The following is an 8,911-nucleotide window of genomic DNA, read 5'->3' as shown; positions in this document are numbered from 1 at the left end:
GCATCAAGCCGGGCACGGTGCGCATCCAGCGCCCGGACGGCGGCGAGGAGCTGGTGTTCGTGGCCGGCGGCATCCTGGAAGTGCAGCCGGCGACGGTGACGGTGTTGGCCGATACCGCCGTGCGCGCTGCCGACCTCGACGAGGCGGCGGCGGTGGCCGCCAAACAGCGCGCCGAAGCGGCCATGGAAAACCGCACCGGCGATTTCGAGTACGCCACGGCCAGCGCCGAGCTGGCCGAGGCCATGGCCCAGCTGGCGGCCATCCAGCGCCTGCGCCGGCAGGCCGCGCGCTGATCCGGCCGCCCCGCGCAGCGCTACCGCCAGGCAAGCGCTGGCGTTCATGACCGACGCGCCGCTACAGATCGTCATCCTGGCCGCCGGGCAGGGCAAGCGCATGCGCTCGGCCCGGCCCAAGGTGCTGCAGCCGCTCGGCGGCCGGGCGCTGATCGATCACGTGCTGGCCACCGCCGAAGCCTTGCTGCAGGAGACTGGCAGCACGGCGTCCCCGGTGCTGGTGTACGGGCACGGCGGCGACGAACTCAAGGCGCATCTCGAAGGCGTGGCGGCGTGCCGCTGGGCCCACCAGGCCGCTCAGCGCGGCACCGGCGATGCCGTGGCGGCGGCGCTGCCGCTGCTCGAGCCGCGCGGGCGGGTGCTGGTGCTGTGTGGCGACGTGCCGCTGCTGCGCGGGTCGACCTTGCGAGCGCTGCTGGCGACGCCGCACGAGGCGCTGGCCATCCTCACTGCCAGCGTCGACGACCCGACCGGTTACGGGCGCATCCTGCGCGCTGCCGACGGGGCGGTACGCGGCATCGTCGAGCAGCGCGACGCCGGTCCGGACCAGCTGGCCGTGCGGGAGATCAATACCGGCACCTTACTGATCCCGGCCGCGCGCCTGGCTGGCTGGCTCGGTCGCCTTGGCGACGACAACGCCCAGGGCGAGCGGTATCTGACCGACATCGTGGCCATGGCGGTGGCCGATGGTGTGCCGGTGGTGGGCGTGCCGGCGGCCGACGAGACCGAAATCCTGGGCGTCAACGACCGCGCGCAGCTAGCGCGCTGCGAGCGCGAGCTGCAGCGCCGGCTGGCCGAGCGCCTGCTGGATGAGGGTGTCACGCTGCGTGATCCGGCGCGCCTGGACGTGCGCGGTGACGTCAGCGTCGGGCGCGACGTCGAGATCGACGTTGGCGTCATCTTCGAAGGTCGCGTCGTGTTGGGCGACGGCGTGCGCATCGGCGCGCACTGCATCCTGCGCGACGCGATCATCGGGCCTGGCGCCCGCATCGAGCCGTTCAGCCTCGTCGAGGGCGCGCGAGTCGGGCCGAACTCCGTGGTCGGGCCGTACGCGCGCCTGCGGCCGGGCACCGAGCTGGCGCAGGACGTGCACATCGGCAACTTCGTCGAGGTGAAGAACAGCCGCCTCGGCACCGGCGCCAAGGCCAACCACTTGAGTTATCTCGGCGACGCCGCCATCGGCGCGCGCGTCAACATCGGCGCCGGCACCATCACCTGCAACTACGACGGCGCCGCCAAACACCGCACCGTGATCGGTGACGATGCCTTCATCGGCTCGAACAGCTCCCTGGTGGCGCCGGTCACCATCGGCGAGGACGCCACCATCGGCGCGGGCTCGGTGATCAGCCGCGAGGCGCCGCCGGGTGGCCTCACGCTGACGCGGGCGGCGCAAAAAACCATCCCCGGCTGGCAACGGCCGCGCAAGAAGCCGGCTTCCTGACCATGTGCGGCATCGTCTGCGCCATCGCCCGGCACGACGTGGTCCCCGACCTGCTCGAGGGCCTGCGCCGGCTCGAGTACCGCGGCTATGACTCGGCCGGCATCGCCGTGTGCCAGGCGGATGGCCGCCTGCAGCGGGTGCGGGCGGTGGGCAAGGTGGCCGAGCTCGGCCGTCGCCTGGCGGCCGCGCCGCTGCATGGCTTCGCCGGCATCGGCCACACGCGCTGGGCCACGCACGGCGCGCCGAGCGAGGCCAACTCCCACCCGCACATCTCGCGCGGCGAGCTGGCGGTGGTGCACAACGGCATCATCGAGAACCACCAGGCGCTGCGGCAGGTGCAGCAGGCCGCAGGTTTCGAGTTCACCTCGCAGACCGACACCGAAGTCATCGGCCATCAGGTTCGCCTGCACCTGGACCAGGGACTCGACCTGTTCGAGGCGGTGCGCGCCGCGGCGGCGCAGCTCGAGGGCGCGTTCGCCATCGGCGTGCTGTCCGGTGCCGATCCCGAGCGGCTGATCGCCGCCCGCCGCGGCAGTCCGCTGGTGATCGGCGTGGCGCCGGATGCCGTGTATCTGGCCTCGGATGCGGCGGCGCTGTTGCCGTTCACGCAGGACATGTTGTTCCTGCACGACGGCGACGTGGCCGAGCTGCGCATCGGCGCGGTGCGCGTGGTCGATGCCGCCGGCCGGCCGGTCGAGCGGCCGCTGCAGCGCAGCAGCCTCAGTGCCGCCGCCACCGAGCGCGGCGCCTACCGGCACTACATGCAGAAGGAGATCTTCGAGCAGCCGCAGGCGATCGCCGACACGCTCGACGGCCGCTTGGGTGAGACGCGTGTGCTGGAGGCGGCCTTCGGCACTGAGGCGAGCGCCATTTTCGATCGCGTGCGCGAGGTGCGCATCGTCGCCTGCGGCACGAGTTTCCACGCCGGTTGCGTGGCGCGGTACTGGTTCGAGGCGATCGCGGGGCTGCCGTGCCAGGTGGAAATCGCCTCCGAGTTCCGCTACCGCGACAGTGTGGTGCCGGCGGATGCCCTGCTGGTGGCCATTTCCCAATCCGGCGAAACCGCCGACACGCTGGAGGCGCTGCGCGAGGCGCGCCGGCGCGGCTATGCCCACACGCTCGCCATCTGCAACGTGCCGGAAAGCTCGCTCACGCGCGAGGCGGACCTGAAGCTGATGACGCACGCCGGGCCGGAGATCGGCGTCGCCTCCACCAAGGCCTTCACCACCCAGCTCACCGCCCTCATGCTGCTGGTGATCGCGCTCGGCCGGCGTCATCGCCTGGCTGCCGAGGCCGAGGCGGCGCTGGTCGCCGAGCTGCGCCGTCTGCCGGCGGCGGTGCAGGCGGTGCTGCAGCTCGACGCGGCGATCGCCGCGCTCGCCCCGCAATTCGCCGACAAGCACCACGCGCTGTTCCTGGGCCGCGGCGTGCACTACCCGGTGGCGCAGGAAGGCGCGCTCAAGCTGAAGGAGATTTCCTACATCCACGCCGAGGCCTACGCGGCCGGCGAGCTCAAGCACGGCCCGCTGGCGCTGGTGGATGCCGACATGCCGGTGGTGGCGGTGGCGCCGAGCGATCCGCTGCTCGAGAAGCTCAAGTCCAACATGGAAGAGGTCCGCGCCCGCGGCGGGCGGCTGCTGGTGTTCGCCGACGCCGCCGGCGGGCTTGCCGGCAGCGACGTGACGCTGGTCGGCGTGCCGACGGACGCCATCGGTCACCTCACGCCGGTGCTGTTCAGCGTGCCGCTGCAACTGCTCGCTTACCACGTGGCGGTGATCCGCGGCACCGACGTCGACCAGCCGCGCAACCTCGCCAAGTCGGTGACGGTGGAGTAGCCGGCCGGTGCGTCGCAGCGGTTGCGGCCTGCGATAATCGCCGGCGTGAAGCTGCAGCAACTGCGTTACCTGGTCGAGATCGTGCGCCGGGACTTGAACGTCTCGGCCGCGGCGGCGCGCCTGTACACCTCGCAACCCGGCGTCAGCAAGCAGATTCGCCTGCTCGAACAGGAGCTCGGCGTCGAGCTGTTCCAGCGTCGCGGCAAGCAGTTCGTGGCGCTGACGCCGGCCGGCCGGGCCGTGCTGGCGCAGGCCGAGCAGATGCTCGACCGCGCCGACACCATCCGCCGCCTGACGCGCGACTTCGCCGCCCCTGACCAGGGCGAGCTCGGCATCGCCACCACGCACACCCAGGCCGGCTTCGTGCTGCCGCCGGTGCTGGCCGAGTTTCACCGTCGCTACCCGCAGGTGCGCATCGATCTGCTGCAGGGCACGCCGCTGCAGCTGGCCGATATGGCGGCGCAGGACGACGTGGACCTGCTGATCACCACCGACGATCCGGGGCTCTACCCGCACCTGGTGCTGCTGCCGGTGGCGGCCTGGCATTACGGCGTGTTCTGCCGGCCGGATCATCCGCTCGTCACTGCGCGGCCACTGACGCTGGCCGCCATCGCCCAGCATCCGCTGGTGACCTACAGCTTCGCCTTCGACGGCCACTCGGCGCTCGAGGACTGTTTCACCGCGGCGGGTCTGCATCCGCGGCTGGCGTTGACCGCGGTCGATACCTCGGTGCTCAAGCGTTATGTGCGCGAGGGGTTTGGTGTCGGCCTCATGGCGGCGGCGGCTTACCAGGCGGCGGCCGACAGCGATCTTGCGCTGCTCGACGCCGGTCCGCTGCTGCCGCGCGGGCGCGTCTACGTGGCCTTCGCGCCGGGGCGTTTTTTGCGCGGCTATGTGTACGATTTCATTACACAACTGGCGCCGCACCTGACGCGCGAGGTGGTGGACGAGGCGCGCAGGCTGCGACAGCCGCAGGCCATCGCGGCGCTGATCGCCACCACCGCGCCGGCGGCGCTGATTTGAGCGGCCTGTCGCGGCGCTCGGCGCGACGCCTCAACCCTCACGGAGACCCGAACATGAGCGTCAGCAATTCCATCACCGTACGCCTGCGCCTGGCCAGCCGGCCCGGCCTGCTGGCGCAGGCGCTGAAGGCCATCGGCGATGAGGGCGGCGACGTCGGCGCCATCGACATCGTGCGCGCCGACGCCGAGCATACGGTGCGCGACATCACCATCGACAGCCGCGACGAGGCGCACGCCGAGCGCATCGTCGCCGCCTTGCGCGCGGTGCCGGGCGTGGAGGTGGTGAGCTGGTCGGACCGCACGTTTCTGCTGCACCTGGGCGGCAAGATCGAAGTCGTCAGCAAGACCCCGGTGCGCACGCGCGATCAGCTGTCGATGGTCTACACGCCCGGTGTGGCGCGCGTGTGCCGGGCCATCGCCGCCGACCCGGCGGCGGCCTGGAACCTCACCATCAAGCGCAACACGGTGGCGGTGGTCAGCGACGGCTCGGCGGTGCTGGGTCTGGGCAACATCGGCCCGTATGCGGCCATGCCGGTGATGGAAGGCAAGGCGCAGCTGTTCAAGGAATTCGGCGGCGTGGACGCGTTTCCGATCTGTCTTGCCACCCAGGACACCGAGGCCGTGATCGCCGCCGTGGCGGCGCTGGCGCCGGGTTTTGGCGGCATCAACCTCGAGGACATCGCCGCGCCGCGCTGCTTCGAGATCGAGCGCCGCCTGCAGGAACAGCTCGACATTCCGGTGTTCCACGACGACCAGCACGGCACCGCCGTGGTGCTGGCGGCGGCCTTCCTGAACGCCCTGCAGCTCACCGGCAAGCGCGCGGCGGATTTGAAGGTGGTGGTCGCCGGCGTGGGCGCCGCCGGCACCGCCTGTACCGAGATCCTGCTGGAACTCGGCGTGCGCAACATCATCGGCTGTGACCGCGGCGGCGCGCTGTCGAGCACGCGCGCGGACCTGAACCCCGCCAAGCGCGCCTACCTGGTCAGGACCAATCCGGACGACGAGACCGGCAGCCTGCGCGAGGTGCTGCGCGGGGCGGATGTGTTCATCGGCCTGTCGGGGCCGAACCTGATTGGCGTCGAGGACATCAAGGCCATGGCGCGCGATCCGATCGTGTTCGCCATGTCCAACCCGGACCCCGAGATCGACCCCGCCATTGCGCTGCCGCTGGTCGCCATCATGGCCACCGGGCGCAGTGATTATCCAAACCAGATCAACAACGTGCTGTGCTTCCCGGGGCTGTTCCGCGGCGCCCTCGACTGCCAGGCGCGGCGCATCACCGGCGGCATGAAGCTGGCCGCGGCGCGTGCCATCGCCGCCGTGATCCCACACGAAGCCCTACAGCCGGACTACATCATCCCGAGCGTGTTCGACCCTGCCGTGGCGCCGGCGGTGGCCGAGGCGGTCAAGCAGGCGGCGCGCGAGGATGGCGTGGCGCGGCGCTGAGATGTACCGCGCCGCAGCGAAATGAAAAATTCCAGGGATGGAATTTTTCAATGCCCCGATCCGGGGCAGGATGCCCCGGCGCGAATCGCGGGCCTTGTCCGCGAATCGCGGAGCGCGGCGCGGGCGTGTACCGCGCCGCAGCGAAATGAAAAATTCCAGGGATGGAATTTTTCAATGCCCCGATCCGGGGCAGGACGCCCCGGCGCGAATCGCGGGCCTTGTCCGCGAATCGCGGAGCGCGGCGCGGGCGTGTACCGCGCCGCAGCGAAATGAAAAATTCCAGGGATGGAATTTTTCATTTTCAAAACTAAACGAGGAGGAGCGCGCATGGAATTCGCCTACTCGGCAGCGCAGACGGCGTTGGCTGCGGACATCGCGGCGCTGTTCGACCAGCACCCGGCGCCGCGCCGGCTGCGCGCCTACGCCGACGCCGGTGCGGTCGCCTTCGACGCCGAGTTATGGCAGGCGCTGGCCGAGCAGCGCTGGCCGGGTCTGGCGTTACCGGCGAGCGACGGCGGGCGCGGCCTCGGCGCCGAGGAGCTGACGCTCGCCGCCTACGAGGCTGGCCGCGCGTTGGCACCGGTGCCGCTGGCGGCCACATTGCTGGCCGGCGAGGCGCTCGCGGCGCAGCCGGCGTTGCGCCAGACACTCGCCGCCGGCGCGCTGCGCGCGGCGCTGTGCCTGCCGGCGCCCGGTTGCGCGGTGCCGGCGGTGTCGGTGTCCGCCGGGCGTGCCAGCGGCGCGCTGGCGCCGGTGCCCGACGGACTGATCGCCGACGTGGTGCTGTGTGCCGATGCGGCTGGCAATGCCTGGCTGGTCGACCTGCGCGGCGCGGCGCAGCGCCGCCCGCTCGCCACGCTCGACCTGGCCCATACCGCGGCGCAGATCGTCCTCGACGGCGCGCCCGCGATCGCGCTCGGTCCGGTCGACGGCTGGCGCGACCGCGCCGCCATCCTGCATGCCTTCGAGCAGCTCGGCGGCGCGCAGCGGTGTCTCGATCTCGCCGTCGCCTATGCGAAAGAGCGTTACGCCTTCGGCCAGCCGATCGGCGCCTTTCAGGCGGTCAAGCACAAGCTGGCCGCGTTGCACGTCGAAATCGAACTCGCCCGCGCGAACGCCTACTTCGGCGCCTACGCGCTCGCCGAGAGCACCCCGGCACTGCTGGCCGAGGCCGCCGCGCTGGCCCGCGCGAGTGCCACCGACACCTACCTGCTCGCCGCGCAGGAAAGCCTGCACGTGCACGGCGCCGTCGGCTTCACCTGGGCTTGCGAGGCGCACCTGCACCTGCGCCGCGCCCGCGCGCTCGAGGCCGCGCTCGGCAGCGCGGCGCAGTGGCGGGCATGGTTGATCGGCACGGCGGCTGCCTGAGGAGAACCATCATGGATTTTCGCGACAGCCCCGACGAAGCCGCCTTCCGTGCGCAGGCCCGCGCCTGGCTCGAAGCCAACGCGCCGCTGCGCGATCCCGCCGCCATCGAGCCCGGCGTGTTCGAGAACTGGCCGACCGAACAGGAAATGCAGGCCGCGCGCGCCTGGCAACGCCGCAAGTACGACGCCGGCTGGGCCGGCGTGTTCTGGCCCACCGAGTATGGCGGGCGCGGCGGCAGCATCATGCAGCAGATCATCTGGAACCAGGAGGAGCGGCGCGTGGTGACGCCGCCGGCGGTGCTGCTGATGGGCCAGGGCCACGTCGGCTATACGCTGCTGGCACACGGCAGCGCCGAACAGAAGGCGCGCTGGCTGCCGCCGACGCTGCGCGGGGAGCTGGCCTGGTGCCAGCTGTTCAGCGAGCCGGGCGCGGGCTCGGATTTCGCGGCGCTCGCCTGCGCGGCCGAGCGCGACGGCGATCACTGGCGCATCCGCGGCGACAAGGTCTGGATTTCCGACGGTGCCTACGCCGACTGCGGTTTTCTGGTCGCCCGCAGCAATCCGCATGTTCCCAAGCACAAGGGCCTGACCTGCTTCGTGGTCGACATGCGCGCGCCCGGCGTGCGGGTCGACGACGTGCGCCACCCGAACGGCGGCTCGCATTTCAGCCATGTGTGCTTCGAGGACCTGCGCGTGCCGGATGCGGACCGCGTCGGCGCCGTCGACGACGGCTGGCGGGTGTCGCTCACCACGCTGATGTACGAACGCTTTTTCGTCGGCGCCTGGGGTTCGTCGGGGGCCTTCGGCGGCCCGCAGCTGAGGCATTTGCTCGAACTTGCCAAACGCAGCGAGCTTGCCGGCCGCCCGGCGCTCGAAGACGCCGCCGTGCGCCAGCGCCTGGCGGCGTTCACGGTGCGCGCCCGCGCCATCGAGCACATGAGCTACCGGGTGCTGACCACCGTCTCGCAGGGCGGCATCCCGGGGCCGGAGGGCTCCATCGTGAAGATGGAATTCGCGCGCCTGTCGCAGGAGATGACCTGCTTCGGCCTCGAACTGCTGGGTCCGCAGGCCATGCTGGCCGGCGCCGACGCGCCTTGGCAAGGGGCATTTCAGGCGGCGCTGCTGGAGAACCCGTGCATGCGCATCGCCGGCGGCACGGACGAGATCCAGCGCACCATCATCGCCGAGCGTCTGCTCGGCCTGCCGCAGGAAACCTACGTGCCGCGCGATCTGCCGTTTCGCGACCTGCCGCGTGGCGGTGGCTGGCGGGCGGCGGACTGAGAGCTTGTGAATTTTTCAAGCTCTCAGACCGGCCAGGGATGGCCGGACGCGAATCGAGCCCGTAAGGGCTTGATTCGCGGGAGCCCGTCCGGGCGTGTACCGGACGGGCGACGCAAGAAATGCGCAGGACGCGCATTTCTTCACAAACTCTGAGCGCCGGAAAGGCCGTCCCTGGCACGCCCGGCCGGCTGCGGGCGGCGCCGAAAGCGCTGTCGGCCCGCCGTGC

7 protein-coding genes are annotated in these 8,911 nt (G+C 71.3%); all 7 read left to right on the top strand.

Annotation, left to right across the window (positions count from 1 at the left end; all coding sequences use genetic code 11):
* Positions 1–293 (top strand): ATP synthase F1 subunit epsilon (gene atpC / locus PHC73_RS08140; RefSeq protein WP_300126588.1); only part of this gene is annotated, 293 nt, incomplete at its 5' end.
* A gap of 46 nt (positions 294–339) precedes the next feature.
* Positions 340–1,734 carry a bifunctional UDP-N-acetylglucosamine diphosphorylase/glucosamine-1-phosphate N-acetyltransferase GlmU gene (glmU, locus tag PHC73_RS08135; RefSeq protein ID WP_300126586.1) on the top strand — a complete coding sequence of 465 codons (1,395 nt, stop codon included), beginning with the start codon at positions 340–342 and terminating at the stop codon, positions 1,732–1,734.
* A gap of 2 nt (positions 1,735–1,736) precedes the next feature.
* The gene (gene glmS, locus PHC73_RS08130) at positions 1,737–3,569 is read left to right on the top strand and encodes a glutamine--fructose-6-phosphate transaminase (isomerizing) (RefSeq protein WP_300126584.1); all 1,833 of its coding nucleotides are present in this window, start codon (positions 1,737–1,739) and stop codon (positions 3,567–3,569) included.
* 45 nt (positions 3,570–3,614) lie between these two features.
* The gene (locus tag PHC73_RS08125) at positions 3,615–4,592 is read left to right on the top strand and encodes a LysR substrate-binding domain-containing protein (protein WP_300126582.1); all 978 of its coding nucleotides are present in this window, start codon (positions 3,615–3,617) and stop codon (positions 4,590–4,592) included.
* A 53-nt stretch (positions 4,593–4,645) separates the two neighbouring features.
* Positions 4,646–6,037, top strand: a complete 1,392-nt coding sequence (locus PHC73_RS08120) for an NAD-dependent malic enzyme (RefSeq protein WP_300126580.1) — start codon at positions 4,646–4,648, stop codon at positions 6,035–6,037.
* A 327-nt stretch (positions 6,038–6,364) separates the two neighbouring features.
* Positions 6,365–7,405, top strand: coding sequence for an acyl-CoA dehydrogenase family protein (locus PHC73_RS08115; RefSeq protein WP_300126578.1), 1,041 nt, complete (start codon positions 6,365–6,367; stop codon positions 7,403–7,405).
* Positions 7,406–7,416: 11 nt separating this feature from the next.
* A complete protein-coding gene (locus tag PHC73_RS08110) occupies positions 7,417–8,685 on the top strand; it encodes an acyl-CoA dehydrogenase family protein (protein WP_300126576.1) in 1,269 nt (422 codons plus the stop codon).
* The last annotated feature ends 226 nt before the right edge of the window (positions 8,686–8,911 follow it).

The organism is Immundisolibacter sp., assembly GCF_028696615.1.
Lineage (GTDB): Bacteria > Pseudomonadota > Gammaproteobacteria > Immundisolibacterales > Immundisolibacteraceae > Immundisolibacter.
The sequence above is the reverse complement of the archived record's forward strand: the minus strand, read 5'-3'. Positions and strand labels throughout refer to the sequence as shown.